The 25,715-nt window shown below is 66.9% G+C and carries 25 protein-coding genes; 18 read left to right on the plus strand and 7 right to left on the minus strand.

Going from position 1 to position 25,715, the window contains the following annotated elements; all coding sequences use genetic code 11:
* Positions 1–139 precede the first annotated feature (139 nt).
* Together ACYQ0R_RS03375 and ACYQ0R_RS03380 are read left to right on the plus strand one after the other, a co-directional pair.
* Positions 140–340, plus strand: coding sequence for a VNG_1110C family protein (locus tag ACYQ0R_RS03375; protein ID WP_459820922.1), 201 nt, complete (start codon positions 140–142; stop codon positions 338–340).
* A 260-nt stretch (positions 341–600) separates the two neighbouring features.
* Entirely contained in the window at positions 601–1,035 is a 435-nt protein-coding gene (locus ACYQ0R_RS03380; protein WP_459820923.1) for an archease, read from the plus strand.
* 76 nt (positions 1,036–1,111) lie between these two features.
* On the opposite strand, the gene ACYQ0R_RS03385 is transcribed toward ACYQ0R_RS03380, so the two are convergent.
* Together ACYQ0R_RS03385 and serS are read right to left on the minus strand one after the other, a co-directional pair.
* The gene (locus ACYQ0R_RS03385) at positions 1,112–2,170 is read right to left on the minus strand and encodes a deoxyhypusine synthase (RefSeq protein ID WP_459820924.1); all 1,059 of its coding nucleotides are present in this window, start codon (positions 2,168–2,170) and stop codon (positions 1,112–1,114) included.
* Positions 2,171–2,280: 110 nt separating this feature from the next.
* Positions 2,281–3,651: a serine--tRNA ligase gene (gene serS / locus ACYQ0R_RS03390; RefSeq protein ID WP_459820925.1), complete on the minus strand. Its 1,371-nt coding sequence runs from the start codon at positions 3,649–3,651 to the stop codon at positions 2,281–2,283.
* Positions 3,652–3,764: 113 nt separating this feature from the next.
* Here serS and ACYQ0R_RS03395 point away from each other — a divergent pair, with 113 nt between their 5' ends.
* Positions 3,765–5,075 (plus strand): dihydroorotase, encoded by a 1,311-nt coding sequence (locus ACYQ0R_RS03395; RefSeq protein ID WP_459820926.1) that lies wholly within the window; start codon positions 3,765–3,767, stop codon positions 5,073–5,075.
* Between the two features lie 273 nt (positions 5,076–5,348).
* Positions 5,349–5,642 (plus strand): stress response translation initiation inhibitor YciH, encoded by a 294-nt coding sequence (yciH, locus tag ACYQ0R_RS03400; protein WP_459820927.1) that lies wholly within the window; start codon positions 5,349–5,351, stop codon positions 5,640–5,642.
* Positions 5,643–6,758: 1,116 nt separating this feature from the next.
* On the opposite strand, the gene ACYQ0R_RS03405 is transcribed toward yciH, so the two are convergent.
* Positions 6,759–7,058, minus strand: a complete 300-nt coding sequence (locus ACYQ0R_RS03405) for a PRC-barrel domain-containing protein (RefSeq protein WP_459820928.1) — start codon at positions 7,056–7,058, stop codon at positions 6,759–6,761.
* Positions 7,059–7,217: 159 nt separating this feature from the next.
* On the opposite strand from ACYQ0R_RS03405, the gene ACYQ0R_RS03410 reads away from it, so the two are divergent.
* The 13 genes from ACYQ0R_RS03410 to ACYQ0R_RS03470 all read left to right on the plus strand — a co-directional run bounded on the left by ACYQ0R_RS03410 (position 7,218) and on the right by ACYQ0R_RS03470 (position 20,258).
* On the plus strand, positions 7,218–7,742 hold the full coding sequence (locus ACYQ0R_RS03410; RefSeq protein ID WP_459820929.1) for a multiprotein bridging factor aMBF1: 525 nt from the start codon (positions 7,218–7,220) through the stop codon (positions 7,740–7,742).
* 57 nt (positions 7,743–7,799) lie between these two features.
* Entirely contained in the window at positions 7,800–8,369 is a 570-nt protein-coding gene (locus ACYQ0R_RS03415) for a DUF6517 family protein (protein ID WP_459820930.1), read from the plus strand.
* Between the two features lie 152 nt (positions 8,370–8,521).
* The gene (coaBC, locus tag ACYQ0R_RS03420) at positions 8,522–9,700 is read left to right on the plus strand and encodes a bifunctional phosphopantothenoylcysteine decarboxylase/phosphopantothenate--cysteine ligase CoaBC (protein ID WP_459820931.1); all 1,179 of its coding nucleotides are present in this window, start codon (positions 8,522–8,524) and stop codon (positions 9,698–9,700) included.
* 112 nt (positions 9,701–9,812) lie between these two features.
* Entirely contained in the window at positions 9,813–11,024 is a 1,212-nt protein-coding gene (locus ACYQ0R_RS03425; RefSeq protein ID WP_459825651.1) for a monovalent cation/H+ antiporter subunit E, read from the plus strand.
* On the plus strand, positions 11,021–11,326 hold the full coding sequence (locus ACYQ0R_RS03430; protein ID WP_459820932.1) for a cation:proton antiporter: 306 nt from the start codon (positions 11,021–11,023) through the stop codon (positions 11,324–11,326). Before ACYQ0R_RS03425 ends, ACYQ0R_RS03430 begins: the two co-directional genes overlap by 4 nt.
* Entirely contained in the window at positions 11,326–11,652 is a 327-nt protein-coding gene (gene mnhG / locus ACYQ0R_RS03435; protein ID WP_459825653.1) for a monovalent cation/H(+) antiporter subunit G, read from the plus strand. The genes ACYQ0R_RS03430 and mnhG overlap by 1 nt, the downstream gene beginning before the upstream one ends.
* Positions 11,649–12,251, plus strand: a complete 603-nt coding sequence (locus tag ACYQ0R_RS03440) for a DUF4040 domain-containing protein (protein WP_459820933.1) — start codon at positions 11,649–11,651, stop codon at positions 12,249–12,251. Before mnhG ends, ACYQ0R_RS03440 begins: the two co-directional genes overlap by 4 nt.
* Positions 12,248–12,853 (plus strand): MnhB domain-containing protein, encoded by a 606-nt coding sequence (locus ACYQ0R_RS03445; protein WP_459820934.1) that lies wholly within the window; start codon positions 12,248–12,250, stop codon positions 12,851–12,853. The genes ACYQ0R_RS03440 and ACYQ0R_RS03445 overlap by 4 nt, the downstream gene beginning before the upstream one ends.
* Entirely contained in the window at positions 12,850–13,311 is a 462-nt protein-coding gene (locus ACYQ0R_RS03450) for a cation:proton antiporter subunit C (RefSeq protein ID WP_459820935.1), read from the plus strand. The genes ACYQ0R_RS03445 and ACYQ0R_RS03450 overlap by 4 nt, the downstream gene beginning before the upstream one ends.
* Positions 13,308–15,023, plus strand: coding sequence for a proton-conducting transporter transmembrane domain-containing protein (locus ACYQ0R_RS03455; protein WP_459820936.1), 1,716 nt, complete (start codon positions 13,308–13,310; stop codon positions 15,021–15,023). Before ACYQ0R_RS03450 ends, ACYQ0R_RS03455 begins: the two co-directional genes overlap by 4 nt.
* On the plus strand, positions 15,020–17,293 hold the full coding sequence (locus ACYQ0R_RS03460; RefSeq protein ID WP_459820937.1) for a cation:proton antiporter: 2,274 nt from the start codon (positions 15,020–15,022) through the stop codon (positions 17,291–17,293). The genes ACYQ0R_RS03455 and ACYQ0R_RS03460 overlap by 4 nt, the downstream gene beginning before the upstream one ends.
* Positions 17,290–19,110, plus strand: a complete 1,821-nt coding sequence (locus tag ACYQ0R_RS03465) for a Na(+)/H(+) antiporter subunit D (RefSeq protein ID WP_459820938.1) — start codon at positions 17,290–17,292, stop codon at positions 19,108–19,110. The genes ACYQ0R_RS03460 and ACYQ0R_RS03465 overlap by 4 nt, the downstream gene beginning before the upstream one ends.
* A gap of 95 nt (positions 19,111–19,205) precedes the next feature.
* The gene (locus ACYQ0R_RS03470; RefSeq protein WP_459820939.1) at positions 19,206–20,258 is read left to right on the plus strand and encodes a threonine aldolase family protein; all 1,053 of its coding nucleotides are present in this window, start codon (positions 19,206–19,208) and stop codon (positions 20,256–20,258) included.
* Positions 20,259–20,317: 59 nt separating this feature from the next.
* Here the strand turns inward: ACYQ0R_RS03470 and ACYQ0R_RS03475 are convergent, their stop codons facing one another.
* From ACYQ0R_RS03475 to ACYQ0R_RS03490, 4 genes are all read right to left on the minus strand, one after another.
* Positions 20,318–21,724 (minus strand): PAS domain S-box protein, encoded by a 1,407-nt coding sequence (locus tag ACYQ0R_RS03475; RefSeq protein WP_459820940.1) that lies wholly within the window; start codon positions 21,722–21,724, stop codon positions 20,318–20,320.
* A gap of 353 nt (positions 21,725–22,077) precedes the next feature.
* Entirely contained in the window at positions 22,078–22,617 is a 540-nt protein-coding gene (locus ACYQ0R_RS03480) for a dihydrofolate reductase (RefSeq protein ID WP_459820941.1), read from the minus strand.
* Positions 22,617–23,657, minus strand: coding sequence for a thymidylate synthase (thyA, locus tag ACYQ0R_RS03485; RefSeq protein ID WP_459820942.1), 1,041 nt, complete (start codon positions 23,655–23,657; stop codon positions 22,617–22,619). The genes ACYQ0R_RS03480 and thyA overlap by 1 nt, the downstream gene beginning before the upstream one ends.
* Before the next feature lie 136 nt (positions 23,658–23,793).
* A complete protein-coding gene (locus tag ACYQ0R_RS03490) occupies positions 23,794–25,008 on the minus strand; it encodes an HD domain-containing protein (protein WP_459820943.1) in 1,215 nt (404 codons plus the stop codon).
* 191 nt (positions 25,009–25,199) lie between these two features.
* On the opposite strand from ACYQ0R_RS03490, the gene ACYQ0R_RS03495 reads away from it, so the two are divergent.
* On the plus strand, positions 25,200–25,703 hold the full coding sequence (locus tag ACYQ0R_RS03495; RefSeq protein WP_459820944.1) for a TlpA family protein disulfide reductase: 504 nt from the start codon (positions 25,200–25,202) through the stop codon (positions 25,701–25,703).
* The last annotated feature ends 12 nt before the right edge of the window (positions 25,704–25,715 follow it).

Here is a 25,715-nt window from a genome sequence, read left to right on the forward strand (position 1 = left end):
CATAGTTCACTGACGACCCCCTGCCCGATGCGGCTGGCGGAGACGGCAGAGTGGTCGCCACCGTCGTCCGTCACGAGTAGTTAGCTCGCCAATATTTCGACACGGTTATATTACGCAGGTCCGACCGACGAAACGTCGAATGCCCGATCCGTCGAGTCTCCGTGATAGCACGCAGATCGTTCTCCCCCGTCACGCGCTCGACGGGCTCCGTGAGGAACTTCACGAACGGGTCACCGTGACCGTCGTCGAGTCGGACGAGCAGTGCCGGATCATCGGTAGTCCCGTGGAGATCAAAGCCGCGAGCGAGTTCCTCACGAGGCGTGGCGTCACCCTCGCCTGAGATCAGCATCTTTCGAGGCGGATCCTCCGGTCTCAAGTCGCGCGGGACGTTCGGTCCCGCCGACCATCCGAACGGCCTGCGGGCCGTGCGAGCGGGCAAATCCCGCGCGCAGAAGCCGACATGATGGGAACTGGACAGTTATCGACGAGTGAGTGTTCGCACTCCGAGCACGTCCGCCCGAACGGATTTCGATTAACTCGCGCAGAACGGTCCGGTCGGGAATGGAAAACTCGAAAGCAGCTCGCACCGTGCGAGTTACCGTGAGCTACGAGCTTCGGGACCACACGGCCGACATCGCCGTCGAGGCCACGGCCCCCACGCTGTCGGCGCTGTTCGAGGCGCTCGCGGAGGGGTTCACCGCGGCGAGCTGCGACGCCGTTCCGGCGGATGGCGACCGATTCGATCTGCGCGTGACCGCCGAGAGTCGGGAGGCGCTGCTGTTCGACTACCTCGACCAGCTGGTGTACGAACGGGACGTTCGCGAGGTACTCCCGGTCGACCACGAGTGCGTTGTCGAGGCCGGGACCGTCGAGGCCGGAGCCGTCGACCCGGACGCGTGGACCGTGCGAGCCAGTGCTCGCGGCGTGCCTCTCGACCGCGTCGCCGCGCGGGAGATCAAGGCGGTGACGTACTCCGAGATGACGCTCGAGGAGCGCGAGGACGACTGGTACGGCTACGTCGTGTTCGACGTTTGATCGCACGTGTCGCGGTCGCCACTCGGCCGATGTCGATGATCGGACCGGGCTCGTCGGGTCGACCGGGCTTGCCGAGTCACTCGATCCGCTCGCGTGCGGCGGCGACGAGCAACGGCAGCATCACCGTGGCGTCGCCGTAGACGGAGGCGTTGCGGGCGTCCGTTTCCAGTTTCCCCCACGAGCGGGCCTCCTCGAGCGTCGCGCCCGAGAGCCCCCCGGTCGCCTCCGGATCCATCGTGAGCTGGACGGCGTAATCGTACGCGCGCGGCGTGACGAGCATCGTCTGCAGCGTGAAGTTCTTCGGGACGCCGCCACCGACGAGCAGACAGCCCGCCTCGTCCGCCTCGAACGCCAGATCGGTCAGCCCGTTCATATCCGCGAGGGCGTCGAGCGTGAACGAGGCGGTCTGACCGTACATCCACGCCTGCAGCCCCAACACGGAGTCTTGTACCGCCGGACAGTAGATCGGCACGTCCGACTCGTACGCCGCGGCGGCGACCCCTGGGTCCTCCGGAACTCCCTCACGCTCGTTGACCTCGAGGTTCGCACGGCCCAGCTCCGCACACAGCTCCGCGATGGAGACGGCGTCGCCGTCCGACGCCTCCTCCAGCGCCGGGAACACCTCTTCGCGGAGGTGGCCCTCGAACTCCGCGAAATGCTCCTGTGGAAGGTACACGTTGTAAATGCGGTCGACACCCTCCTCCCGTAGCGTCTCGTCGTGGTCCCGGGGACTCTTCTCGGGGTCCTGGGTGCGACCGTGGTGGTGTTTTCCGCCGATCGCCTCGATCGTGTCGTGGGTGAGATTCGCACCGGTCGTCACCAGCGCGTCCACGTAGCCGTCGCGGATCAGTTCGGAGACGACCCGGCGCATTCCGGCCGGGACCATCGCGCCCGCGAGCGAAAGGAACACCGTGCAGTCCTCCGACCCCAGCATCTCCGCGAGCACGTCGCCGGCCTGGTGGACTGACGCCGCACCGATGCCGGCGTGTCCGTACGTCTCGACGAGCTCGCCGACGGTCATCCCCGGGTCGGCACGGGCGTGTCCAACCGGGTCCTCCGCGAACTCCTCGCGGGGCGGCCGATGGCCGTGGTCGTCCTCGCCACCCGATGTTTCGTGGTCGTCATCGTCGCTCATGGACGCTACTGCGACGGCCGGGCGTTTGAAAAACGCGATCCGTCCGTCGTCGCGCGTCGGTCGATCCGTAGCACGGACGACGCGGAGCCGGCGATGTCAGCCGGTCGTGCTCACTCGCCGCCAAGCTTCGTCTCGCCGACGGAGTCGTGTCCGTCGATGCGCTCCGTGCCGTCCATGTACGGCCGGAGCGGCTCGGGAACGGTGACCGTCCCGTCGTCGTTCTGATAGTACTCCATGATCGCAACGACGATCCGCGGGATCGCGAGCCCGGAGCCGTTGAGCGTGTGGAGATGCTCGGCCGACTCGTGGTGCTCCTCGCGGTAGCGGATCCCCGCCCGCCGCGCCTGGAAGTCCTCGAAGTTCGAGACGGAGGAGACTTCGAGCCAGCGACCCCCCTGCTCGGGGCCGTCCGTCATGTCGTCGGCGGGAGCCCACACCTCCAGATCGTACTTCTTCGACTGCGTGAACCCGAGGTCGCCGGTACACATCTCCAGCACTCGGTAGGGAAGCTCCAGCCGGCGTAACACCTCCTCGGCCTCGTCGACGAGTCCCTCGAAGCGCTCGTAGCTGTGCTCTGGCTTCACGAAGTTCACCATCTCCACCTTGTTGAACTGGTGGACGCGAACGATCCCGCGGGTCTCGGTGCCGTGCTCGCCCGCCTCCTGTCGGAAGTTCGGCGAGTACGCCTGATACTTCAGGGGGAGGTCCTCGTCGAGCAGGATCTCGTCGCGGTGGAGGTTCGTGACGGGTACCTCCGCGGTGGGTAGCAGCCAGAGGTCGTCGTCGTCGTACGGCTCCTCGTTCGACCCCTCCACGCGATAGGCGTCCTCCGTGAACTTCGGGAGCTGCCCGGTGCCGCGCATCGATGCGGAGTTGACCGGCAGCGGCGGGAACACGTCGTGGTACCCCTGTTCGCGATGCACGTCGAGCATGAACTGGACGAGCGCGTACTCCAGGCGCGCGCCGTCGCCCTTCGCGAAGTAGAACCCGCCGCCGGACACTTTCGCGCCGCGCTCGAAGTCGAGGATCTCGAGATCCTCGCCCAGGTCGTAGTGCGGGACGACCTCGTCCGGGAGTTCACGGAGATCGTCGAACCCCTCACGGCGGCGCTCGACGTTCTCGGTTTCGTCCGCGCCGATCGGAACCGACTCGTGGGGGATGCCGGGAAGCTCCAACAGCGACGTCTCCAGTTCGGCCTCCAGCTCGTCGGCGCGCTCCTCGACCTCCTGTAGCTCCGCTTTGATCGCCTGGGAGCGTTCGATCGCTTCCTCGGCTTCCGCGTCCTCGCCCGCGGCTTTCAGCTCGCCGATCCGCGAGGAGATCTCGTTGCGCTCGTGTCGGAGGTCGTCGCCCCGCTGTTTGAGTTCGCGCCACTCCTCGTCGACGTCGAGTATCCGGTCGAGATCCGCGTCGACACCCTTGTTCGCGAGCGCCTCGCGGACGGTATCGGGGTTCTCCCGGACGAACTGTCGGGACAGCATTACCCCGGGTTTCCGGCGGACGACTCAAAACCGTATCGGAGCGACGATGACGTTTCCCACGACACCCGCCTCGAACCGGTACGATTTATCCCCTCGCCGCCGACGGCCACACCATGCTCATCACCGGCGCGGAGCTGGCGGACGGACGCGTTCGTGACGTACGGGTGCGTGAGGGGCGGATCGTCGCGGTCGATCGGGGTCTCGATCCCGTCGCCGGCGAACGCGCGGTCGACGCCCGCGGTCGACACCTCCTGCCGGGAGCGGTCGACGTGCACGTCCACTTCAGAGAGCCGGGCGGAAGCCACAAGGAGACGTGGGGTACGGGGTCACGCAGCGCTGCCGCCGGCGGCGTGACGACCGTCGTCGACCAGCCGAACACCTCGCCGCCAACCGTCGACGGCGCGGCGTTCGACACCAAGGCGTCGATGGCGTCGACGGCGTCGTACGTCGATTTCGGGATCAACGGCGGCGTCACCGCCGGCTGGGACCCCGATAGCCTCTTCGACCGCCCGCTGTTCGCGCTCGGTGAGGTGTTCCTCGCCGACTCGACGGGCGAGATGGGGATCGAGATGGGCCTGTTCGAGGAGGCACTCGCCGAGGCCGCCGCTCGCGACGTCCCCGTCACCGTCCACGCGGAAGACGCCACGCTGTTCGACGAGTCCGCGCTCGACGCTGATCTGGGCGGCGTAGGGACCGCCGCGAACGCCGACCCGTGGTCCGCGTATCGGACCACCGCGGCCGAGGCTGCCGCGATCGAGCGCGCGGTCGACGCCGGCGCGGACGGCGACGCGCAGGTGCACATCGCACACACCTCGACACCGGAGGGGATCGACGTCGTCGCCGACTCGGAGGCGACCTGCGAGGTCACACCGCATCACCTGTTCCTTTCGCGAGAGAACGCGCGTCGACTCGGCACATTCGGCCGGATGAACCCGCCGCTTCGGTCCGAGGAGCGCCGTGCTGCCGTCTTCGAGCGGCTTCGCGACGGCGACGTCGACGTGGTCGCAACCGACCACGCGCCCCACACCGTTTCGGAGAAGCGCCAGACGCTCTCGGACGCCCCGAGCGGCGTCCCCGGCGTCGAGACGATGTATCCGCTTCTCCTCGAGGCCGTGCGGACCGGCGAACTGTCGCTGGAGCGGGTTCGCGACGTCGTCGCCGCGAACCCGGCGTCGATATTCGGACTGGACCGCAAGGGACGGATCGAGGAGGGCCGGGACGCCGATCTCGTGCTCGTCGACCTGACGAATCCGCGCGAGATCGAGGCCGGGGCGCTCCACAGCCGCTGTGGCTGGACCCCGTTCGAAGGCTCACAGGGCGTGTTCCCCGAGCTCACCGTTGTCCGCGGCGAGGTCGTGTACGAACGAGATCCGGTGACTGGTGCGGAGGAGTTCGGTGAAGCGGTCGGGCGCAACGTTCGGTGAGGCGGTCGGGCGCAACGTTCGGTGAGGCGGTCGGGCGCAACGTTCGGTGAGGCGGTCGGGCGCAACGTTCGGTGAGGCGGTCGGGCGCAACGTTCGGTGAGGCGGTCGGGCGCAACGTTTCGAAACACGGAGCCGCCGCTGGTTTCGCTCTGTCACGGAGCTACATCCCCGATTTCGCGCGATACGCAGCGTAGCGTGTGCGAACGCCTGTGCAGTTTCGTCTCCACCACTCCCGACACTATTTAATACCGGGGTCCAGTATCTCGGATCGTAATGTCGGAAGTCTGCTCGACGTGCGGGCTGCCCCAGGAACTCTGCGTCTGCGAGGACGTCGCCAAGGAGTCCCAGCAGATCAGCATCCGCATCGACGAGCGCAGATACGGTAAGGAGGTAACGGTCATCGAAGGATTCGACCCGAAGGACGTGGACATGGATTCGCTATCCTCGGACCTGAAATCGAAGTTCGCCTGCGGCGGCACCGTCGAGGACGACGCCATCGAGCTGCAGGGGAACCATTCGGGTCGCGTGGAGGATTTCCTCCGCGATAAGGGCTTCAACGTCGCGTGACCGTCACCTAACCACCCGCACTCGAGCGTTTCTCCGCAGCGAGTCTCCGTCGCCAGCCACCGCCGTAGAGGGTGTTATAGACACTTCATACACCGACACGAGAACCGCTCAGTGCATCCATCGCGGCGATCGGTACCGGGCGTATATTGTGCAGTGTAAGATCGAGTAGATGCTTATAAAGGCTCACTCGATGTGGAGAGGAGTGGTATATAAATGAGCGGTGGAGAGGAGAGTTCCTTGGAAGCCCCAGCCGCGACGGCTCGCGCGGCTCGCTGCGGTCCTCAGTCGCTCACTGCGTTCGCTCCTTGCGGTCCTTACGTCGCCGGGCTTCGCCCTCGCGGCTGCCCCTTCCAGTCCCGCCCCGCACCGCAGCCTCGGACCACCCCAGCCTCGACCGGAGGGGCCGCCGGAACCGCTCGGCGGCCCCTCCGGTCTCCCTCGCGCGCTCGCTCACGGCTTCGCCGTTCGCATCCGAGGGCTCCCTCCGGTCGCCCTCGCGACTCGCGGGCCGCTGGCCCGCTCGCGGCGCGCGCCACCGCAACCACACCGCAGAGCATGATTTATATATCAGGTGACGGCGGGCGGTTGGCGCGCGCCTCCGAGCGCTCTGGAAAGAGCGCGAGGAGCGCGTGCGAGGGAGGCGGCGGCGAGCGCGGAACGCGCGAGCCGCCGACGAGGCTGGGGAGGCGCGAGGTGCGGTTGCGGTGCGGTCGGGTGGGGTTGAAAGGGGCAGCCGGGAGGCGGGCGCAGGCGACACAAGCACTGCAGGGAGCGAACGACGTGAGCGACCGAAGCGCGCAGCGAGCGTGCGCCCGCCTCCCGGCTGGGGCTTTCAGATCGTTCGTTGCGGAGCTATCGCTCCCGCGACTCACTTATAAATCACCTCCAGATCCATCACGCAATCACGTATAAACCCCTCATCCACCCTCGTGAGCGACGTACGCCCGACATCGATCACCGAGATGGCTGCACTGAGCGACTCTGCTATCAGTGTGAGCTGCTCTATGACGCCCGCACCCGTTCGGTTCGAGACGCGTTCGGTTCGGAACCCGTTCCGTTCGAGACCCCTCGGTCGCGATCGTTCCGACAGTCGTACCGAGAAGTCGCTTTGACGGACTACGCCACGTCGGATTCGGACTCGACGTCTTCCTCTCCCGTGTCGAGTCGCTCGATCACGTCGTTGATCAGCACGACGTCACCGACTGCGCGAACCCAACGGTACGGGACGATGACGCCGGTGTTTCGATCGACGCGTCCGGCGAACAGTTCGTGGTTGAGTTCGCCTAACGCGAGTCCGGTGACCGACTGCGCGTCGAGATCGAGGCGGACGTCTTCCACCTCGCCGACGAACACTCCGTTGTTCGAGTACACCTCACGACCGACGAGCGACGTGATCTCCTCCGGTGGACCGTTCATACTCCGTACGGTCTGTAGCGCGCCTATTAAGCGTTCGTTGTCGAACGACGTTCGTCTGACGCGGAGCTGCGGTTCGGCTCGCGACGCGGCGGCCGATCCGTGGACCGAACGCGAAGCCGCGGCGTACCCTTTATACGACCGGGAGCGTTACCTCCGCGTATGCCCCAGTGTGAGATGTGTGGTGCCGACCAGGCCTCGCTGACGACGACGAAGGTCGAAGGCGCGGAGTTGGAGCTGTGTAGCTCCTGTACCGACTTCGGAACCGAGGTCCGACAGGAGTCGAGCGACTCCGGCGGCAGCAAGTACTCGACTACCTCCAGCTCGGGGACGGCCTCGTCGTCGTCCGGCTCCTCGTCGAGCTCCGGCTCTTCCGGCGGCTCCAGTCGTCGTCGCGACATGTTCGACGACATGGACGAGGTCGCCACCGACTACGACGACCGGATCCGGAACGCCCGGGAGGCCGAGGAGCTCAGCCAGGAGGAGCTCGCCGATCAGCTCAACGAGAAGGCGAGTCTCATCCGAAAGCTCGAACGCGGCGACACGCTGCCGACCGACGAGGTCCAGCGAAAGCTCGAACGCGCACTCGACATCTCGCTCGTCGAGGGCGAGGAGGTCGACGCCGAGTGGGAGTCGAGCGACTCCGGCACGATGACGCTGGGCGACGTCGTCAAGCGCAAGGACTGACCACCGGATCCGCTGTTGCCCGTCCGCGCATCGTCGTCCGGCCGACCACGGTACCTCATGGACCCACCTCACGTCCCGTCCGACCGGCTTGCGGGCTGGCGACGGGTTACAACGACCGAGGAGCGTCCGTTCTCGGCCGGCCCCGTCACCGTCACTGCGGAGACGGTCCGGTACGAACGGGTTACTTCCGACGAACCGGCGGACGCCGACGCACGTACCACCTCCGATGGGCTTCGTCCGTTCTTTTTCGCTAGCCACCTCCGCATCCGTCCGCCCACGTCGCCGAATCCGCCGCTCACGCGGCTCGTGGAGCACCGCGCCCGAGACGGCTTCCGGGAGCGTCTCGCGGACAACGCGATCGAGGATGTCACGCATCGGGAGAACCGCGAGATCGTCGTTGACGACCCCGCAGCCTCGCCAGCGACGCTGTCGACGTTCCGCGGGCGTTGTCGCGTCGAGGCCGACTCGGGCGTCGGCGAGCGCGTCGTCCCCGTCGAGGCCTTGCTCGCGGTCTGGTCCGTCGAGGAGTATCTGCTCGCAGGCGGCGCGTATCCGATCGACGAGTCGCCTGACCACGCTCGCCGCGACCTGCTTCGGCTGATCCGCGGCGTCCGGCCCACTGGATGAACACCCAGACACGGTCGCGTCGCTCCGTTCGTTCACGGCCGGTCGTGTCCTCCCGTTGATCCACTGCCGGTCGTGTCCTCCCGTCAGCGACGACGGCATCGACCGCCGGGGGACGGGACGATATTTAACACCGGAGCGGTAACGCTCCGCTAATGCTTCAGGGGGTCAACGTCGCGCTCGGCGTGTCGGGCAGCATCGCGGCGGTGAAGGTCGTCGAACTCGCACACGAACTCCGCCGTCACGGCGCGAGCGTCCGCGCCGTCATGACCCCGGCGGCGACGAACATCATTCATCCATGGGCGGTCGATTTCGCGACCGACGAGCCCGTCGTTACCGAGATCACCGGCGACGTCGAGCACGTCGAGCTGTGCGGCCACGACGGCTGGGCCGACGTGCTCCTGCTCGCGCCGGCGACCGCGAACACCGCCGGAAAGATCGCGGGGGCCGTCGACGACACGCCAGTGACGACCTGTGCGACGACCGCGATCGGCGCCGGGACGCCGGTCGTGATGGCGCCGGCGATGCACGAGCCGATGTACGACCACCCCGGCGTACTCGACGCGCTCGACACGCTTTCGGCGTGGGGCGTGCGGTTCGCCGACCCCAGAGTGGCCGAGGGGAAAGCGAAGATCGCGGCCGAGTCGGAGATCATTACGGAGCTCGCCCGGGCGACGACGCCCGACTCGCTGTCGGGACGCCACGTGGTCGTCACCGCGGGCGCGACGAAAGAGCGGATCGACCCGATCCGGATCATCACGAACCGCGCGTCGGGAAAGACCGGTCGTGCGGTCGCTCGCGCGCTGTACGTCCGCGGAGCGGACGTGACGCTGATTCACGACGGGTCCGACGTGGCGTACGCCGACGTGATCGGCGTGGAGACCGCAGACGAGATGATGCGGGCATGCCGGGAGGCGGCGTCGACGGCTGACGCGCTGCTGTCGGCGGCCGCCATATCCGACTTCACGGCCGACGCCGTCCAGGAGAAGATCCGGTCCGGATCGCCGCTCGCGCTGGATCTGGAACCGACGCCGAAGCTCATCGACTCCGTCCGCGAGGCGCATCCCGACCTTCCGATCGTCGGCTTCAAAGCCGAGACGTCGGGCGACGATGCGGCGATGATCGCGGAGGCCGATCGGATCCGCGAGCGCGTCGGACTCGCGTTCGTCGTTGCCAACGACGCGAGCGTCATGGGAGACGACGAGACTCGCGTTCTGCTCGTCGGTTCGGACGCGGATGAGCCGGCGGTCGCCACCGGTACGAAGGACGTCGTCGCCGGCCGGATCGCCGACCGATTGGCCGAGGTCTTGAAAAAGGATCATCACACGGAGTAGATTCAAAACACTCGATCACCAAAAGCCGGAGAGAGTTCATCCCTGCCCGACACATCGCCGTCTCACCGAAGATAAGAACTGTTTTGGGCCGGTAGGATCACCCCTCGGATAGATACCTACATGTGCACCGTCACAGTCGTATCCGACCCGCCCGGGGGTGGTCCCGGTGGCTGACGCCGACTCCATGCCATCCGGAGCCGTCGTGGTGCCGGTCGAGGCGACGTCGACGCTTCGGTCGACCGTCGCGTACGTCACCGAAGCCGCAATGCGCGACGAGTACGCGGCGATCCACTTCGTGGTTCTCGCCTCGTGGCGCGAGGAGGACCCGGAGACGGCACAGCGGCGTGCGGACGCACAGCGAATCCTCGAACGCGCTCGTGCGTGGGTCGAACAGGACCTTGCCGATGTCGGGCGGAGCGTCGACGTTCGAACCGCCATCGTCGGCGAGGAGAACTACATGTTCGGCCCGAGCGAGTACGCTCGCCAGCTGGCGGCGTACGCCGCGGCGCACGACGCGGACGCGGTCGTGTTGGACCCGGAGTACACGCCCGTCGGTAACACGACGCTGCTGCAGCCGATGGAGTTCGAGCTCTCCCGGACGTCGTTGTCCGTCACCGAAGCCCCTGTCGAGCGCCCCACGCGACGCGAGCGGCTCGCGAAGGAGCTGACCGGCGTCCGGTTCGCCTCGCTTTTCGGCGTGTCGCTGCTGTTCTACTTCGTGCTCGGCGACCCGCTGTACTGGTTCGACTGGGTGACCGGCGTCGCCAGCGCGGCGATCGTCGCGATCACGCTGTCGCGGATCAGCCTCGACAACGAGCCGTCGTTCCCGGAAACGCCCCTCCGGATCCTCCGTGGGATGGTGTATCTACCGGTGCTGCTCGCCGAGATCATCAAATCGAACCTGCTTGTCGCGCGAGTGATCCTCGACCCGAAGCTCCCGATCGACCCGACGATGAACCGCGTCCGGGTGCTCGTGGGTCGCGGACTCCCGTTGATGACGCTGGCGAACTCGATCACGCTGACGCCGGGGACGCTGACGACTCGCGCCCGCGACGAGAACCTCTACGTCCACTCGCTCATCCCGTGGGCCCGAGAGGGGTTGTTCGACGGTGGGCTCGAGCGCTGGACTCGTTTCGTCTACTACGGCCGCGCGGCGGCGCGGCTACCGTCGCCGCGCGAACGCGACGATGTCGCGATCCTTCAGGGTCCGGACGCGACGGAGGAGCTTCCGATCGCACAGGCGGACGGCGGCACGACGGCGGAGACCAGTGGTGATTCCGACGAACGCAACGCCGAGAGCGACGCGGAGGTGACCGACGAATGAGCTTCGTCGACGTCACCGTGGTTGCGGGCTACACCGTCGGCGACTTCCTGCTTGCGGCCGCGGCCGGATTCGTCGTCCTCGCACTCGGCATGCTGTACCGAGCGGTGAAGGGGCCGACGATGCAGGACCGCGTGCTCGCGGTGAACGTGCTCGGCACCAACACCGTCGTTATCCTCGCGATGCTCGGCGCGGCGCTGTCGGAGCCGACGTTTCTCGACATCGCGCTCATCTACGCCCTGCTCAACTTCCTGATGGCGATCGCCATCTCGAAGTTCACCGTCGAACGAGGTGGTGTGCTGTGATCGACGCGCTCGAGCCGGTTCGGCTGGCGCTCGTCGTCATCTTCGTGATCGTCGGGCTGTTTTTCACCTTCGTCTCGATGACCGGCGTGATCCGGCTGCCCGACGTGTACTCGCGGGCCCACACCGCCTCACAGGCCGACACGCTCGGTGCCGGCTTCGCGCTGGCGGCGGTCGCGCTCGTCATCGGCTGGGAGGGTGCGGGGTTCAAATCCGTGATCCTCCTGTTTTTCATCTTCGTGACGAACCCGACGGCGGCACACGGGATCGCCAGGGCCGCCTTCGAGCAAGGGTACGTACCGTGGACGGAGGGGGATGAGCGGCGATGACGGCCGTTGCCACCTCGTCGAGTTCCCCGCTTGCCGCCCCGCCGGCCCCGGTGGTCGCCGAGATCACCGCCGTCGAGGCGAGCCTGTTCGTCTTCGTCGTCGCCACGGCGATCGTGACGGCGCTGGCGCGTGACGTGCTCGCCGCGGTCATCGTCTTCGGGGCGTACAGCCTCGGGATGGCGGCGCTGTACACGTTCTACCGCGCACCCGACGTCGCGATGACGGAAGCCGCCATCTCGGCGGGCGTCACGACGATCCTGCTGCTTCTCACGCTCGCGAAAACGACCCGGATCGACCACGACGTCGCCTTCGAGTCGGTACACTGGCCGGCTGCCGGGGCCGTCGGCGTGCTGTTCGTCGGGATGCTGCTCGTTGTCTCGGAGATCCCTGCAGTCGGGGATCCGGACGCACCGGCGTGGAGCAACGTTGATGTCACCCAGTACTACATCGCGAACACGTACGTCGACACGGGTGTCGAGAACGCGGTGATGGCGGTGTTGGCCGCCTACCGCGGATTCGACACGTTCGGCGAGGCAGTGGTCGTGTTCGCCGCCGGCGTCGCCGCGATGGTTGTGCTTCACCGGGAGGTGTTCGCATGAGCGATCCCACGGATTCGGTCGACGCACCCGACGGCGGTACCGCGAGAGACGTCACTGACGACGCGACCGTGGATCTTGCCGGCCACGATGGCCGACCGCACCTTTCCGATGTCGAGCGGCAGGGGACGCCGTACACGGAGAGTCAGGTCATCATGCCGACGGTGAAGATCGTCGCACCGTTCGCGTTCACCTACGGGCTGTTCGTCACGTTCCACGGTGCCGGATCGCCGGGCGGCGGCTTTCAGGGCGGCGCGATCATGGCCGCGGTCGTGTTCATGATCGCCTTCGCGTTCGGCATCGACGCGACGCGCCAGTGGCTCGCGAACACGGTCGTCGTCGGCCTCGCAGTCGGCGGAACGGTGATATTCGCGGGCATCGGGCTAGCGACGATGGCGCTCGGCGGCGCGTTCCTCCAGTACGAGCTGCTCCCCATCCCGAAACCCGTCACGTACGGGATGGAGGGCGTGGAGATCCTCGGTATCGCCGCGATCGTGAGCGGCGTGCTCATGGGGCTGTTCTTCCTGCTTGCGGTCGGGTTCGACCGGAGCGGCGGGATGGCCGTGGCCGACGGCGGCGACTCGACCGACGGAGGTGACCGATGACGTCCCTGCTCACGTTCGACGTACCGATGATGTCCCTACTCATGTTCGACGTACTCACCACACGCCACGCCTACGTGGCGTTCTCGCTCCTGTTGTGTATCGGCCTGTATATGATGATCGCGAACCCCCATCTGGTGAAGAAGATAATCGGACTCAACCTGTTCCAGACGGCGATCTTCCTCCTGTTCGTCGTCTCGGCGTACGTCGAGGGGGGTTCGATCCCGATCATTCCGCCGGGGACGGAGGCGGGTGCCGCCTACGTCAGCCCGCTCCCGCACGTGATCGTTCTCACGGCCATCGTCGTGGGCGTGAGCCTCACCGCAGTCGGGCTCGCGCTCTGTATCCGGATCCACGACGAGTACGGGACTCTCAGAGTGGACACGCTCCGCGAGATGATGCGCAAGGAAGGGAGTCTTCCGGACAGCAACGAGTTCCGTACCGGAGGTGAGAACCAGTGAGCGACCTCCTGCTCCCGCTTTTAGTCGTCGTCCCCATCGTGGCCGCGACGCTTCCGCTCGCGCTCGGATTGAAATACGACGACGTCGGCTGGTCCGTCGCGGCCGTGACGACGGTCGGCCTGACCGCTGCCGCGACCGCCGTCGCCGCGGCGGTGTACACGGGCGGCGGATTCAACCACGAACTGGGCGGGTTCGCGCCGCCGGTCGGCATCGAGCTCGTCGCCGACGAGCTGTCGGCGGCGGTCGTGCTCCTCGTCGCGGTCGTCTCGGTGCTCACCCTCGCGTTCTCGCGGGTCGCCGGCCCGCGAGGGAACGCCTTCTACAGCGGCTACCTGCTGCTCACGGGCGGGCTGATGGGCGTCGTGCTCACGGGCGACCTGTTCAACATGTTCGTTTTCCTCGAGATCGTTGGGCTGACGACGTACGCGCTCATCGCCGCGGACCGGTCGGGCGCGAGCGCGTACGCCTCGGTGAAGTATCTCGTGTTGGGAACCGTCGGCGCGTCGCTGTATCTCGTCGGCGTCGGCTACGTCTTCTTGGCCACGGGAACGCTGAACATGATCGATCTGCAGTCGGCGATCGCCGCCGCGGGCTACACCGACCCCCTGATACAGGCCGGTTACGCGTTCATCGTCGCCGGGTTCGCGCTGAAGATCGCGCTGTTCCCGGTGCATACGTGGCAGCCGGACGCCTACCAGCGCGCGCCCGACGCCGTCACGGCGTACGTCGCCGCCCTGGTGTCGACCGCGGCGGCGTACGCGCTGATCCGGGTGACGTACACGGCGTTCACCGTCGACTTTCTCGCCGCGAACGAGGCGATCACGCTCGGCGTGCTCGTCGTCGCCGGCGTCTCGATCCTGACCGGGTCGGCGCTGGCGGCGATGCAGTCCGACCTCAAACGGATGTTCGCGTACTCCTCGGTGGCGCAGTTCGGGATGATCGCCGCCGCGGTCGCGCTCGCGAACGAGTGGGCGCTGCTCGGTGGGATCGTCCATCTCGTCGGCCACGGACTGTTGAAGTTCGGGCTGTTTCTCGCGGTCGGCCTGCTCGCGCTCGGTTACGGCGCGCGACAGGTCGGTGACCTCGCGAGCCTCGCACGACGCGCCCCGTACACGGCGGGGTCGCTCGCGGTGCTCGGGCTCGCGCTGGTCGGTATTCCGCCGTCGATCGGCTTCCTCGGCAAGTGGTACATCGCGTACGGAGCCGTCCAGGAGGGCGGTGCCGGCGGCGGCGTCATCGGGATCTCGATCGCGGCCGTGATCTTCATCAGCACGCTGTTCACGCTCGCGTACGTCGCGCGGCTGATAGAGAAACTGTACTTCGCCGGCGTCGGACTGCCCGACCACGGACATGGCGAGAGCCACGACGATCACGGCCACGGCGGCCACGGCGACCACGGCGACCACGGCGACCACGGCGACCACGACGTCGTCGCGGCTGACGGCGGTCACGCGACCGACGGCGGTTACGCGGATGACGACGGGCAGGCGGCTGATGGCAGTCACGTCGACGACGTCGGCCACGCGGCAGCGGGCGACGAGCCGGTCGCGCCGGAGCCGGACGCGCCGACGACGACCGGCGTTCCGGACCGCGTCCCGACGGCCGCGTTCGTCGTCCTGATCGCGACGACGATCACCGCGGTCGGTCTCGGCTTCGCCGGGATGCTGTTCGCGGATCTGCTCGACCCGTTCCTCACGGAGGTGTTCGCATGAGCGACGTTCCGATTCAGGACCTACGACCCCTACTGGCGGTGCTCGTCTCGTTCGTCGCGACGTTCTTCATCGTCGCGTCGTACCGCAGCCCGAACGTTCGCGAGGGGTGGACGATCCTCGCGGCGGTCGTCAAGTTCGCCGTCGTCGCGTCGATGCTTCCGGGCGTGCTCGACGGCCAGGTGTACGAGACGACCGTGGCGACGTTCCTGCCCGGGATCGAGTTCGCGCTCCGTGCCGACGCGCTCGGCATGCTGTTCGCGTTCCTCGCGTCCGGGCTCTGGATCATCACCTCGTTTTACAGCATCGGCTACATGCGCGGCAACGACGAGATCAACCAGACCAGATACTTCGCCGCGTTCGCCGTCTCGCTGTCGGCGACGATGGGGATCGCGTTTGCCGGCAACCTCGTGACGATCTTCGTCTTCTACGAGCTGTTATCGATCGCGACGTATCCGCTGGTCGCTCACGACGAAGACGAGAAGGCCCGGTCGGCCGGTCGGAAGTATCTCGTGTACACGATGTTCGGCGGCGGCGTGCTCGTGCTGGCCGGCACCGTCATGGTGTACTGGCTCGCGGGCACGGTCGCGTTCACCGCCGGCGGGATCCAGGAGCTGGCGAACGCCGACCCCGGCCTCGCGATGCTCGCGTTCTTCCTGCTCGCGATCGGCTTCGGCGTGAAAGCCGGGATCATGCCGCTTCATCAGTGGCTTCCCGAGGCGATGGTCGCACCGACGCCCGTCTCCGGGCTGCTTCACGCGGTCGCGGTCGTCAAGTCCGGTGCGTTCGGCGTCTCGCGAGTGATCCTCGACGTGTTCGGGCCCGAGCTGACGTTCGCGCTGTCGCTCCCGTTCGGCTTCACCGCCGGACTGGTGATGTCGACGATCGGCGCGATCACGCTCACGGCGGCCTCGCTCATCGCTCTCCGCAAGGACCATCTGAAACAGCGGCTCGCGTACTCGACGGTGAGCCAGCTGAGCTACATCATCCTCGGGCTCGGTCTGTTCGGCTGGTACGGGCTGATCGGGGCGCTGTTGCATATCCCCGCACACGCGTTCATGAAGCTCACGCTGTTCTTCTGTGCGGGGGCGATCCACGTCGAGACCCACACCGACTACATCTCGGAGATGGCGGGGATCGGCAAGCGGATGCCGGTCGTGATGGTGGCGTTTACCGTCGCGGCCGCCGGGATGGCGGGGATCCCGTTGCTTGCCGGCTTCGTCAGCAAGTACTACATGCTGATCGGCGGGATCCAGATGGGCGCGGAGCTGACGCCCGTCGCCTACTATCTCGTCGGCGCGCTGTTGCTTTCCGGCGTGTTGAACGTGGCGTACTTCTGGCCGGTCGTGTACACGGCGTTCTTCGAGTCGGAGGACGCTCACGACGCCAAACCCCTCGTCGACTTCCGGATGGGCGGTGAAACGCGGTCGACGCTGGCGGCCACGGACGGTGGTCGCGCAGCGGACGACGCGGCCACGGACGGTGGTCGCGCAGCGGACGACGCGGCCACGGACGGTGGTCGCGCAGCGGACGACGCGGCCACGGACGGTGGTCGCGCAGCGGACGACGCGGCCACTGATGGTGGCCAGCCACGAGATGACGAAGCGGGGTCTGACGACGAAGAAGACCACGACGAGTCGGCGGCTCCCATCGGCCGTGCCGAGTCGGAGCCAGGCAGCCGCGACGACGACGACGCTGATTCGGCCGACGTCGACGAGTCGGCGATTCCGGACGCGGAGGACGACGACGAGACTGCCGAAAGCGACCTCCCGACCGACGAGGACGGGGTCATTCGACCCGACTTCGCCGCCTCCGAGCGGGACTTCTCGCAGCCGGCGGACCGGGTCGACACCGGCGACTACGCCGTCGACCAGAAGCCGTCCGACGCCGACGTCCCGTTCGGTCCCGGCGGCGCGCCTGTGGAGTCGACTGAGGACGACCACGACACGGCTGACGGCCACGAGGTCGTCGATGACGACGCTGGCGATGCCACAGACCACGACGCCCACGGCGGAGACGACCACGGCCACCACGGCGGAGACGACCACGACGACCACGGCCACCACGGCGGACCGCCGCCGGGCGGGTGGGACCGGGTTCGCGGCGTCGACGCGCTGGTCGGCCGCGAGTCGACGTGGTTCATGCTCGGTCCGATCCTCACGGCGATGGCGCTCGCGGTGCTGCTCGGCGTCATTCCCTACGAGATGGGCTTTCTGGAGCTGATCGAGCGCATCGTCGACACGCGGCTCCCCGAGGAGGTGGCTCGACCATGAGCGCGATCGAGACGCTCGTGACGACCGTTCCGCCGTGGCTCCTGTTGACGCTCGCGGCGGCGCTCGTCGTCGCGCTCCCGCGGGCGCTGGGGCATGCGGCCGGCGCGCTCGCGACCGCGTTCGTCTTCGTGCAGGCGCTGATCGCGCCCGACGGCACCCACCTCGCGACGGAGTTCCTCGGGTTCGCGGTCGTCCTGCTCAACGTCGACCAGTTCTCGGCGATGATGGGGTTGGTCGTCGGCTTCCTCGCGACCGCCGCGGTGCTGTACGCGTACGGCAGCGGCGCACCGCGATGGATGACCAGTTTTGCGCTGCTGTACGTCGCCTCGACGGTCGGCACCGTCTACGCCGGCGACTGGCTCACGGTGATCTTCTTCTGGGAGCTGATGGCCGTCACCAGCACGCTGCTCGTGTGGCACTACGGCGGCGAGGCCGTCCGGGCTGGCTACCGCTACGCCATCTTCCACGGGATCGGCGGTACGATCCTGCTCGGCGCGGTCGTGCTCCACGGCGCGGCGCTCGCCGGGACCGTCCCGGCGGGCGAGCTGTTCCTGTTCACCCACGAGACGGGGATCCACGCCTCCGCGGCGCTGCTGGCGGCGGTCGGGATCGGGATCAACTGCGGGTTCGTGTTCTTACACACGTGGATCCCGGACACGTACCCGCGGCCACACATCGCGGCGTCGGTGTTCCTCTCGGTGTTCACGACGAAGACCGCGGTGTACGTGATGTACCGCGCGTTCCCCGATGGCGGCTGGTGGCTCGCGTATCTCGGCGGCTTCATGGCCGTCTACGGCGTGTTCTTCGCGCTGCTCCAGTACGACCCGCGCCGCCTGCTGTCGTATCACATCCAGGCCCAGGTCGGCTACATGCTCGCCGGGATCGGTCTCGCGACGCTCGGCGGACAGTGGGGCGAGTTCGCCGTCGCCGGCGGATTCGCGCACCTGTTCAACAACGTCCTGTACAAGAGCCTGCTGTTCATGGCGGTCGGCGTGGTGATCTACCGCACCGGCTCGAACTACATCAAGGAGATGGGCGGGCTCTGGAAGGTGATGCCGCTCGCGTTCCTCGTGTACGTGATCGGGGCGGCCTCGATCACGGCCGTGCCCGGGTTCAACGGGTACGTCTCGAAGGGACTGGTGTTGGACGCCACCGAGCAGGTGAGCAACGTGCCGCTGCTTTTCGGCTACGACCTGCTGTGGTGGCTGCTGATGGTCGGCGCGGTCGGCACGTTCATGTCGTTCATCAAGCTCGGCTACTACATCTTCTTCCACGGTGAGGCCTCGCGCGAGCACCGCGGGCTCGCGGACGCCACGCCGTTCCAGCTCGGCGGCATGTCGCTGGCGGCGGTCGCCTGCGTCGTGCTCGGCGTCTCCTGGCAGACGCAGCTCGGGCTCATGCCGTTCGCGGAGTCGACGTTCGCGCTGGCGGAGCCGTACAGCTGGTACGCCGACCCGCTGCAGTTCGGCCACATCGAGAAGGGGCTGGCGCTGATGGCGGCCGGCTTCATCGGGTTCTTCTCGCTGAAACGCCCGCTCGGCTGGCTCGCACACCACGTGCGGGACGTCGACGTCGTGCTCAATCCGGCCGTGTTCTATCTCGGCCGCGGTGCGGTGTGGGGCGTCACGGAGCTGTGGGCCGCCGTCGACCGACTCACGATGTCGCTGGCCGGCGTAACGATGTGGACGGCGATGCACCCGCGAGAGCTGCTCGTTCGGGCCGGCGTCGACGCGGAGATCCGCACCGGGATCGGCCGGAGCGTCCTGTTCGTGACGCTCATCGCCGCCGCGGCGCTGTACGTGCTGCTGTTGGGGTAGCTCGCGTCGAGGACGCGATCCCGACGTCTCGCCGCGGCGGACCGGACACGGAACGCGAGCTATTTCCGGTCGGCCGGAGTACGAACGGTCACCAGATGTCCGACGACGACTTCATCGACCTGCGTTCCGACACGGTCACCACGCCGTCCGCGGCGATGCGCGACGCCGCCCGGGACGCCGAGGTCGGCGACGACGTGTACCGCGACGACCCGACGGTGAACGAGCTCGAACGCCGCGCCGCCGAGGCGGTGGGCATGGAGGCGGCGCTGTACGTTCCCTCCGGAACGATGGGCAATCAGATCGCCGTCAAAGCGCACACGGAGCCCGGCCAGGAGCTTCTCTTGGAGCGTGAGTCACACATCTACCGCTGGGAGCTGGCGGGCGCGGCACAGCTCGCCGGCCTCCAGACGCGGACGATCGACGCCGGCGACCGCTGCGTACCGACGCCGGACGCGGTCGCGCGCGAGCTCGTGGGCGAGGATCTCCATCGCCCCGGCACCGGGCTGGTGGCGTTCGAGAACACCCACAACTACCGGGGCGGCACCGCGGTGCCGAAACGGCGGATCGACACCGCCGCCGAGGTCGCTCACGACGCTGAGGTTCCGGTCCATCTCGACGGCGCACGGCTGTTCAACGCGAGCGTCGCGCTCGACGTTTCCGCCCCCGAACTCGTCGATGCGGTCGACACCGTCACGTTCTGTCTCTCGAAGGGCCTCGGCGCACCGGTCGGCTCGATCCTCGCCGGGAGCGAGGCGTTCATCGAGGAGGCGCGTCGCGTGCGGAAGCTGTTCGGCGGCGGCATGCGCCAGGCCGGGATGATCGCCGCGCCCGGGCTGCTCGCGCTGGAGAACGTCGACCGGCTTGCCGACGATCACGCCAACGCCGAGCGACTCGCCGCCGGCCTCGACGCGTGTGACGGGGTCGACGCGCCCGCACCCGACACGAACATCGTCGTCGCGTACACCCGCGAGTCGGAGATCACGGCCGCGGATCTGGTCGACGCCTGCGCTGACGCGAACGTCGGTGCCGTCCCGTTCGACACGTACACGACCCGATTCACGACCCACCTCGACGTCGATACCGACGACGTCGACGTCGCGATCGATAGGATCTCGGCGGCTCTCGAGGAGCTCCGAGCGCCCGCGTGAGCGCCGCCGACGATCGTCGGAGCCCGGTGGTCCCGATTTGGAGGGCATAACTGGCGTAGCTATCCGGTATCGAACGCAACGCCGGTGATCTCGAATCGTGCGCCGCCGCTGGCGCTTTCCGTGACTCGCAGCTCCCAGTCGTGGGCATCGACGACCTGCGTGACGATGTTCAGTCCGAACCCGGTTCCGTCCCGTGCCGTCGAGTAGCCCGCTTCGAGGATGTCATCCCGGTCGTCTTCGGGGATACCCGCTCCGTCGTCCTCGACGACGAAGCCGTCGTCCAGCTCCGCGACTGTTACGGTCACGTCCGCACTCCCGTGTTCGATCGCGTTACGATAGAGGTTCTCGAACAGCTGCTTGAGACGGCTCTCGGTGGCGTATATCGTCCCTTCCGCTTCGGTGATGAGCGTTGCATCCGCCGTCTCGATGGTCGCCCAGCAGTCGGTGGCCATCGTCGCCAGATCGACGGGTTCGACATCGGTGACCGTCTCGCCCTCCCGGGCAAGCGTGAGGAGATCCTCGATCAACGACCCCATTCGATCGTGTGCTCGACTCACCGCTTCCAAATGGTCGCTGTCACACTCCTCGCGTGCGAGCTCCAGCCGACCTTCAGCGACGTTCAGTGGATTTCGAAGATCGTGAGAGACGACGGATGAGAACTGATCCAGACGCTCGTTTTGCGTTCTGAGCGTTTCCTCGCGTTGCTTCCGATCGCTGATGTCGGCTTGGACGGCGACGAACGCGGACACCTCTCCGTCGGTGATGATCGGTGAAATCGTCTGTGACGCATGGTATCTCTCACCACATTTTCGACGGTTAACGATCTCCTCGGTCCAGGTGTCACCCGAGAGGATGGTTGTCCACAGCTCCTCGTAGTATTCCGCGTCCATCTCGCCGGATTTCAGAATGCGAGGTGTTCGTCCGATAGCGTCTTGGGGCTCGTACCCCGTCACATCCACAAACGCCTGATTCACGTACTCGATACGGCCACTGTGGTCGGTGATGAACACCGCGTGAGCGGTGGATTCGACCGCCCGTCGGAATCGTTCCAGCTGTTGTTCTCGGCGTTTTCGCTCGGAGATCGCCCGCGTGTTGATCACGTACTGTCCCTCGGGGGTGGGGTTCGTTGACGCGATGGACTCGACCCACGTGTACGTCCCATCGGGCCGCTCGTGTCGATACTCGACGGCTTCGACCGTGTACTCCTCGCTCGAAACGACGGCTTTGAACGCGTCTACGACGCGCTCGCGATCCGACGGATGAAAGTACTCGGCAACGTGCTCGCCAATCAGCGCCTCCTGATCGAACCCGTACATCCGCTCGATGGAGGGACTCTCGTATCGAATGATGCCGTCCGTATCAAGTACAGTGAGAAGATTCGTCGAGTGGAGCGGGATGAGATCAAGTGGAACTTCGCTCTCGGAGTTCGCGGCGTTCGTCACCCCCGACCGCTCGTCATCGCTCATGAGCTACGTTCTTTCGGAGTGTATTTGAGTGCTTTGTTAATGTGTCACAAACAAATACACTCGCGCTCCGGTGCACGATGATTATGAATCAAGCATAATTTAATATTTACTACATGGTGTGAGGATGTCACAGAACCGTGCGCACGGATTTGATATCATACGTTACCCGACGGATCAATCGTCAGAACGAGCCTGCTCCGTGATCGATGTCGGGCGTCCGTCGCTCACGAGGGGGAATGGAGGTTGTACGTGATCGTGTAGTGGCCGTTGCGGATAAGCCTCCACCGGAAACGAGGTGTGGATCCGGGCGTCACGGAGGATGATCCTGCGTCTCGAATCGGGAAAGCGCGTTCCTACGACTCGCTTCGTTCGTACGTCACGAACGCGAGCTCCCCGTCGTGTTCCCGGCCGACCTCGATCCACGCCTCCTCGTCCCACTCCGGGAATCGGGTGTCCCCGTCCGGCGAGTCGGGGATTTCCGTGATCACCATCCGGTCGGCGTCCGGCAGAAACTCGGCATAGACGGCCGCACCGCCGATCACGAACACCGTCTCCACTCCGAGGTCGGCAGCGGCCTCGCCCGCTCGTCGAACGGCACGGCTCGGATCGGACGCGACGACGGCTCCCTCGGGGAGATCGAGATCCTGTGTCGTCAACACGACGTTGTACCGATCGGGGAGCGGACCGCCGATCCGGTCCATGATCGTCTCGTAGGTGGTCCGACCGACGATCACCGGATGACCGGTCGTAAGCCGTTTGAAATGTTCGAGATCGGCCGGGTAATGCCACGGCATCCCCTCCTCGGATCCGATGATGCCGTTCTCGGCGACGGCGGCGACGAGCACGAGGTCGACGCCTTCCGTCTCCGGGGGCCGCGAGTTGGCGTCAGTCATCACTCCGCGACCGCGAACGTCAGTCCGTCCGCGCAGTCGTAGTCGGCGAGCTGGATGTCCTCGTACGTCAGCTCATCGAGCGGCTTATCCGCGATCTCGATCCGCGGTCTCTCGCGCGGCTCACGCGAGAGCTGTTCGAGCAGGCCGGGAACGTGGTCGTACCCCTCCTCGCCGTTCGCCTCCGCCGGCGCGGCATCCTCCAGCCACGCCCGCACCGACCGATAGTCGGTATCATCCTCGACGTCCGCTAGTCGGCTCTGTAGCGCTGAGAGGTTCTCGGCGTACCACCGGCCGCGCTCGCCCTGGCCGCAGTACACGTGTGCGTCGACGATCGTGTGTCCGAACGCCCCGAGCTCGAAGTCGGTTTGTCCGGCGATCGCGTTCGCGAGCAGCGCATAGGCGGCGATGTTGAACGGGATCCCGAGCGCGACGTCGCCGGACCGCTGTGTCAGATGGAGGTTGAGCCGTCCGCCCTGAACGTTGACCACGAACGTGTAGTGACACGGTGGCAGCGTCGAGACGGCGGCGTTGGCGGGATGCCAGGCGTTTACCACCATCCGTCGAGAGTTCGGATGCTCCTCGAGCGTGTCGAGCACGTACTGGATCTGGTCGAACGTGCGGCGCGGCGCGTCGTCTGCGCCGTACTCCGCTCCGCTCGGCTCCTCGACGGTGATCCAGCGATCCGCGTCGTCGGGCCACGCTTCGCCCGGCAGCCCACCGTCCGGAACCGGGTATCGACGCCAGAAGCGGCCGTACGCGGTGTCGAGTCGTCCCTCGTCGTCGGCCCACGCGTCCCAGATGCTCGTCTCCTCACGGAGGGATCTGATATGCTCCTCCCCGGAGAGGTACCAGAGCACCTCGTGGATGAGCGAGTTCCAGCGATACCCGTCCATTCGCTTGGTCGTGAGGAGGGGAAACCCCTCCGAGAGGTCGACGGTGTGGTGCGCGCTGAACGTCGCGATCGTGTCGACGCCGGTTCGGTTCGGCTTGTACGTGCCCGTCGAGAGCGTGTCGTCGACGAGGTCGAGATACTGTTGCATGGTGGTCGGGATCGCCCGCGACGGTCGTGTCGGCGGGTGGACGGCGCTACCGACGCATGCGTTCCGGGCCACCTAAATACACACGGCATCGACCGGCCAGGCCGGAGCGAACGCGAGTTCCCTGGGCGCGGACGTATCAGGCCGCGATTCCAAGCACCTGCCGGGCGGCGTCGCCGACCGCATCTCGGTGGCGCTCCGGACAGTAGACGCCGAGTCGCCAGCGGCTACGCTCCGCGGCACGCAGACCGGACACCAGCTCCGAAGCGTCCTCGAGCCGTTGCGGGACGCCGTCGACGACGACCGTCGATCCGGACTCCTTCAGTCCCGGCCGCGAGGGGATGTCGACGACGACCAACTCGGCGTCGATCCCGACCGCGTCGGCGATCTCGCGTTCTGCGGCCAGCTCGGCGTCGTGGTCGGCGTCGACGGTTCCGGCCGGCACGTCGTCGAGCGCGACCCACGCCGCGCGCTTGAACAGATCCCGTTGCTCTATCCGCCGACCGAGCTCCGGCACCGTCTCGCGGAGCGCGACGAGGAGGTCGTGGTCGGCCATCGACCGAAACTCCGGAACGGTCGTCTCCGACCGGTCGAGATAGCGCTCGCAGGCACGCTCCAGCATCGCGCCCGCGATCCGAGAAACGTGGTGGCGATACACGATCGCGTTCATCAGCGACCGCGCGAGGAGGAGGCTCTCCGCGGTTGCGACGTTCCCCTCACCGAGAACGAGGTCTGCAGTGGCGACGCCTGCCGTCGTCGTCGACATCGTCGCAGAGACATCCCCGCCGTCGGCCAGCCGAAGCTCGTTCACGAGTCGCCCGGTGTCGACGGTGCCGTACGGCACTCCGGTGTGATGGGCGTCACGAACGAGATAATCCATCCTGTCGACGTCGAGCTCACCGGAGATCAGCGCCCCGATCCCCCCCTCTCCCGCGATCAGGGTCGCAACGCGCTCCGGGTCGAGCCCATGTCGTTCGAGCACGTCACAGACCTTCCGGTTCGGGTCGGTGAGCAGCCACGCGACCTCGTCGTGGTCCCGCCCGGTTTCGCGACGGATGATACCCTCCGTCTGGTGGCCGTACGGCCCGTGACCGACGTCGTGAAGCAGCGCCGCGGCCCGGACGTGTGCCGCCGTGTCCTCGTCGAGCCCGAGCCCCTCGACGGCCCGTCGAGCGAGCTGGTACACGCCGAGACTGTGCTCGAAGCGGGTGTGGTTCGCGGAGGGATACACGAGCCGGACGGTGGAGAGCTGCTTGATGTGCCGGAGGCGCTGGAACGCGGGCGTGTCGACGAGATCGACGGCGACGGGGTCGAGACGCACGTGACCGTGGACGCTGTCCTTGATCGCTTTCATTGTTGAGGGGTCGGCCGGGGACGAGTTGGTCGTTTCGGCTCGGCGCCACACGGATGGAGTGATGACGAGCGGTCTCGGTCGACGCGCATACCACACCCGATAAATCCATGCGTCCGTAAGAATGAACGTGAACGGTCCAAGACTGAGCGTCCGGAAACGGTTCGCTCGGTTATCCTTCGATCGAGATATCGATGCGACGACGTAATCTCCTCGCGACGCTCGGCGGACTCGGGGTGGTCGGGAGCGGTGTCGCCGTGTTCCGGCGACGCGACGACGACGCGGTGTCACCGGTACGTATCGAGACGCTCGATGCGCCCGGCAGCGACGCGGGCCACCGACGCGTTCCGGAACCCGGCGCGGTGACGGTGCTCGAGTTCTTTGCGACGTGGTGTTCGACGTGCGCGACGTACATGGAGACGCTCGGGACGGTGCACGACGCGGTCGACGCCGAGTTCGTGTCCGTGACGAACGAGCCCGTCGGCGTCTCAGTCGAGCGCTCCGACGTCGTCGACTGGTGGCGTACTCACGACGGCGCGTGGACCGTCGGCCTCGACTCGGAGCTGGAGCTCACAACGTCGCTCGACGCCTCCGCGGTCCCGTACACCGTCGTGTTCGACGCCGCGAACGAGGTCGTGTACGCGGATGCCGGCGTACTGGACGAGGAAACACTGATCGAGGTCATCGAGACTGCATGAGCGCCGTGTCGA

The organism is Halorubrum luteum, assembly GCF_054652935.1.

What these genes read in the sequence shown, in the direction of transcription:
- ACYQ0R_RS03375 (WP_459820922.1), top strand. Translation starts at nt 140, where the DNA reads ATGCCCGATCCGTCGAGTCTCCGTGATAGCACGCAGATCGTTCTCCCC.
- ACYQ0R_RS03385 (WP_459820924.1), bottom strand. Translation starts at nt 2,170, where the DNA reads ATGAGCGACGATGACGACCACGAAACATCGGGTGGCGAGGACGACCAC.
- serS (WP_459820925.1), bottom strand. Translation starts at nt 3,651, where the DNA reads ATGCTGTCCCGACAGTTCGTCCGGGAGAACCCCGATACCGTCCGCGAG.
- ACYQ0R_RS03395 (WP_459820926.1), top strand. Translation starts at nt 3,765, where the DNA reads ATGCTCATCACCGGCGCGGAGCTGGCGGACGGACGCGTTCGTGACGTA.
- yciH (WP_459820927.1), top strand. Translation starts at nt 5,349, where the DNA reads ATGTCGGAAGTCTGCTCGACGTGCGGGCTGCCCCAGGAACTCTGCGTC.
- ACYQ0R_RS03405 (WP_459820928.1), bottom strand. Translation starts at nt 7,058, where the DNA reads ATGAACGGTCCACCGGAGGAGATCACGTCGCTCGTCGGTCGTGAGGTG.
- ACYQ0R_RS03410 (WP_459820929.1), top strand. Translation starts at nt 7,218, where the DNA reads ATGCCCCAGTGTGAGATGTGTGGTGCCGACCAGGCCTCGCTGACGACG.
- ACYQ0R_RS03415 (WP_459820930.1), top strand. Translation starts at nt 7,800, where the DNA reads ATGGACCCACCTCACGTCCCGTCCGACCGGCTTGCGGGCTGGCGACGG.
- coaBC (WP_459820931.1), top strand. Translation starts at nt 8,522, where the DNA reads ATGCTTCAGGGGGTCAACGTCGCGCTCGGCGTGTCGGGCAGCATCGCG.
- ACYQ0R_RS03430 (WP_459820932.1), top strand. Translation starts at nt 11,021, where the DNA reads ATGAGCTTCGTCGACGTCACCGTGGTTGCGGGCTACACCGTCGGCGAC.
- ACYQ0R_RS03440 (WP_459820933.1), top strand. Translation starts at nt 11,649, where the DNA reads ATGACGGCCGTTGCCACCTCGTCGAGTTCCCCGCTTGCCGCCCCGCCG.
- ACYQ0R_RS03445 (WP_459820934.1), top strand. Translation starts at nt 12,248, where the DNA reads ATGAGCGATCCCACGGATTCGGTCGACGCACCCGACGGCGGTACCGCG.
- ACYQ0R_RS03450 (WP_459820935.1), top strand. Translation starts at nt 12,850, where the DNA reads ATGACGTCCCTGCTCACGTTCGACGTACCGATGATGTCCCTACTCATG.
- ACYQ0R_RS03460 (WP_459820937.1), top strand. Translation starts at nt 15,020, where the DNA reads ATGAGCGACGTTCCGATTCAGGACCTACGACCCCTACTGGCGGTGCTC.
- ACYQ0R_RS03465 (WP_459820938.1), top strand. Translation starts at nt 17,290, where the DNA reads ATGAGCGCGATCGAGACGCTCGTGACGACCGTTCCGCCGTGGCTCCTG.
- ACYQ0R_RS03470 (WP_459820939.1), top strand. Translation starts at nt 19,206, where the DNA reads ATGTCCGACGACGACTTCATCGACCTGCGTTCCGACACGGTCACCACG.
- ACYQ0R_RS03475 (WP_459820940.1), bottom strand. Translation starts at nt 21,724, where the DNA reads ATGAGCGATGACGAGCGGTCGGGGGTGACGAACGCCGCGAACTCCGAG.
- ACYQ0R_RS03480 (WP_459820941.1), bottom strand. Translation starts at nt 22,617, where the DNA reads ATGACTGACGCCAACTCGCGGCCCCCGGAGACGGAAGGCGTCGACCTC.
- thyA (WP_459820942.1), bottom strand. Translation starts at nt 23,657, where the DNA reads ATGCAACAGTATCTCGACCTCGTCGACGACACGCTCTCGACGGGCACG.
- ACYQ0R_RS03490 (WP_459820943.1), bottom strand. Translation starts at nt 25,008, where the DNA reads ATGAAAGCGATCAAGGACAGCGTCCACGGTCACGTGCGTCTCGACCCC.
- ACYQ0R_RS03495 (WP_459820944.1), top strand. Translation starts at nt 25,200, where the DNA reads ATGCGACGACGTAATCTCCTCGCGACGCTCGGCGGACTCGGGGTGGTC.